The organism is Nosocomiicoccus massiliensis, from assembly GCF_000438455.1.
Classification (GTDB): Bacteria; Bacillota; Bacilli; order Staphylococcales; family Salinicoccaceae; genus Nosocomiicoccus; species Nosocomiicoccus massiliensis.
The window spans coordinates 1-3,031 of record NZ_CAVG010000023.1 but is presented as its reverse complement, the minus strand read 5'-3'; the positions used below and the strand labels follow the sequence as shown (position 1 = coordinate 3,031).

The window sequence follows — 3,031 nt, the reverse complement described above, 5'->3', positions numbered from 1 at the left end:
GAATAATTCCTATCGACACATTAGTGCACCGTATGGCTATAAAGTTATAAATAATAATCTAGAAATTGATGAAAAGGAAGCAAGGATTGTCCGAGATATTTTTTAAAGCTATCTGGCTGGGAAAGGGACTTATCGCATTGCTAATAAACTCAATTCTCAAAAGGTAACTCCTCCAAGAAAAGAGGTGTGGCGAGATAGTACGATTTTGTATATTTTGACGAATGAACGATATGTCGGGGATTTCTTGTATCAAAAAACATATACTGATTCGGAATTTCAACGTCATGTTAACGACAGTGACGTTGGTATGCTATACATTCCAGATAATCATGAGACTATTATTTCAAGAGAAGACTTTGAAAGAGTTAAGGATTTACTCAGTAATCGAAGTGAAACCAAAGTAAGTCGAGGCAATACTGTCTACCCCTTAACGAAGAAAATAATATGCGGTCATTGTGGAAGTAATTATAAAAGGAGAATTCACTATTCCACTAATCAAAGCACTTACATAGCTTGGTGCTGTCCTACGCATATCAATAACAAGGAACAATGCCCGATGAAATTTATAAAAGAAACTGATGTTCAAACAGCATTCATGACTATGGTAAACAAACTAATATTTGCTAGACAAGAACTTATTGAAGAAACAATAGGCGCTTTAAGTGAAACATCTTTTGTCACTCAAAACCGGTTGAATCTTGTAGAAGAAAAAATTATGGATTGTCAGAATAACATCCAAACACTTACGGAACTTAATAGTAGTGGGTTAATAGATTTTGAATTTTATCATCAGCATTTGAATCGAATGGAACAGGAAAAGAAGAATCTGTTGAACGAGAAACGAACTGTTCTTGAGGAAGATGAGAATAAATTGATTAGATTTCAAGAATTAAAGAAACTGAATCGGTTTTTGAAACGAAGGAAGCCATTTAATGAGTATAAGGATAATATATTAAGTGAATTTTTAGAAACGATAAAAGTAGAGAATCGAGAAACCTTTCATTTTTATCTAAAATGTGGTTTAAGATTTACGGAAAGGAGTAGCCAATGAAAACCTATTACGGATATCAGATAATACATGGTGAAATGACAGTCGATGAAAAGGAAGCGAGAATAATTAGGGATTTGTTTGAAATATACTTAACTGGAAATTCTTTGGTTAAAGTGGGTGAGGAAGCGGGCCTCAATAAAGCCCATGGATTTATCGGTAGGATTCTGGAAAATCCAATATATATGGGGACAGATTCCTATCCGGAAATTGTTTCAATAGAACTATATGAAAAAGTTCAAAAAGAACGTGAGAGGCGAAAAAATAAGCTAGGACGAAACTTTGATTGTAAGCCTCTTAAAATGTCTATCTCCACTAAATTTCGTTGGAAGAAAAAAAGCCAAATTTCCACGAGATCCCCTACGAAAGACATCTGTGATGTATGAAAGCATAGAGATGGAAGTATGAAAGATAAAAGAGTTATGGTAATTCCAGCTCGTAAAAAAATACGAGAGGGTGCATTAGATAAAGAACATCCAAAATTGAGAGTTACCGCTTACTGTCGAGTATCTACAGAAAGTGAAGAACAAGCTGGAAGTTTCGAGACCCAGGTTAGTCACTATACAAATTATATTAATAAAAATCCTGACTGGCGATTAGTAGATATTTATGCGGATGAAGGTATTTCAGGGACTAATACTAAGAACCGGCGCGAATTTAACCGGATGATAGATGAGTGTTTGACAGGAAATATCGATTTAATCATCACGAAATCAATTTCAAGATTTGCCAGAAATACGTTGGATTGTCTAAAGTATATTAGACAGCTAAAAGCAAAGAATATAGCAGTGTATTTTGAGAAAGAAAACATAAACACCTTGGATTCTAAAGGTGAAGTTCTGATTACCATTATGGCCTCATTAGCTCAGCAAGAAAGTGAATCCATGAGTAAAAATATAAAGATGGGATTACAATATCGGTATCAACAAGGCCAGGTGAAATTTAATACAACCCGGTTCTTGGGCTATGATTCCGATGATGAAGGTAAGTTAATCATTAATCAGGAACAGGCAAAGGTGGTCAGGCGTATTTTCAAAGAGTATCTTGAGGGTAAAGGGACGGGACGGATTGCACGAGGCTTGATGAACGACAAAATTCCAACGGGATCCGGTAAACTAAAGTGGTCGGGAGATAGTATTAACCGCATTATCAGTAATGAAAAGTATATGGGAGATGCCTTACTTCAAAAAACGTATACTGTGGACTTCCTTATCAAAGCGCGGGTGGAAAATGACGGGACAGTCCCACAGTATTATATCGAAGATAATCATGAGCCGATTGTTTCCAAAGAAACATTTCATTTAGCTCAACAAGAAAAGGCTAGAAGAAGTAACTTATATTCAGGCAAACGAAAACAGAAGCGAGTGTATCAAGGAAAGTATGCCTTATCGGGCAAAGTTATGTGTGAGCATTGTGGGGATATTTTTAGACGAGTAAAATGGAAAAGTCGAGGAAGTAAAGCAATTGTTTGGCGGTGTGTGACTCGTCTTACTGATCATACGCAATGTCAGGCGAGAACGGTTAAAGAAGAACACCTCCATGAAGCAGTAGTGGAGGCGATTAATGAGTTCATAGGAGATAAAGGTAACTACTTGAAAGTATTGGAGGAAAATATTACCCACGTTCTTAATAACAAATATGATGAGACAGTGGAAGATGTTGATAATCAGTTACACGATTTACAAAAGCAATTATATCAATTTGCGAATCAGAAAGAAGATTATGAACGCATAGCAGAGCGAATATTTAAACTTCGAGAACGGAAGCAGCAACTTTTAATAGAAAATGCGACGAATGAGGAAAAGCGAAGACGACTATCGGATATCAAAGCTTTACTAAAAACACAGCATATCAAACTTGAAGATTATGATGAAAGTTTAGTAAATCGATTAGTGGCGGGTGTCGTTATTAAAGATGAGGCTATCGATGTTGAGTTAAAAACAGGCGATATTTTCACAATCGAAAAGTAAGAGGGATAGAGGG

The 3,031-nt window shown here is 36.0% G+C and carries 3 protein-coding genes; all 3 read left to right on the top strand.

What is annotated here, in order from left to right; genetic code table 11:
* Positions 1 to 112: 112 nt before the first annotated feature.
* The 3 genes from TJ68_RS01055 to TJ68_RS01045 are packed head-to-tail and all read left to right on the top strand — an operon-like array spanning position 113 to position 3,018.
* Complete coding sequence (locus TJ68_RS01055) at positions 113 to 1,051, top strand: recombinase family protein (RefSeq protein WP_272944036.1); 939 nt, start codon at positions 113 to 115, stop codon at positions 1,049 to 1,051.
* Positions 1,048 to 1,434 carry a recombinase family protein gene (locus tag TJ68_RS01050; RefSeq protein ID WP_052327233.1) on the top strand — a complete coding sequence of 129 codons (387 nt, stop codon included), beginning with the start codon at positions 1,048 to 1,050 and terminating at the stop codon, positions 1,432 to 1,434. Before TJ68_RS01055 ends, TJ68_RS01050 begins: the two co-directional genes overlap by 4 nt.
* Positions 1,435 to 1,452: 18 nt before the next feature.
* Entirely contained in the window at positions 1,453 to 3,018 is a 1,566-nt protein-coding gene (locus tag TJ68_RS01045) for a recombinase family protein (protein WP_040928269.1), read from the top strand.
* Positions 3,019 to 3,031: the final 13 nt, after the last annotated feature.

Excerpts from the sequence above, each read along its gene's own strand:
- TJ68_RS01045 (WP_040928269.1), top strand. The coding sequence starts at position 1,453 with ATGAAAGATAAAAGAGTTATGGTAATTCCAGCTCGTAAAAAAATACGA.
- TJ68_RS01050 (WP_052327233.1), top strand. The coding sequence starts at position 1,048 with ATGAAAACCTATTACGGATATCAGATAATACATGGTGAAATGACAGTC.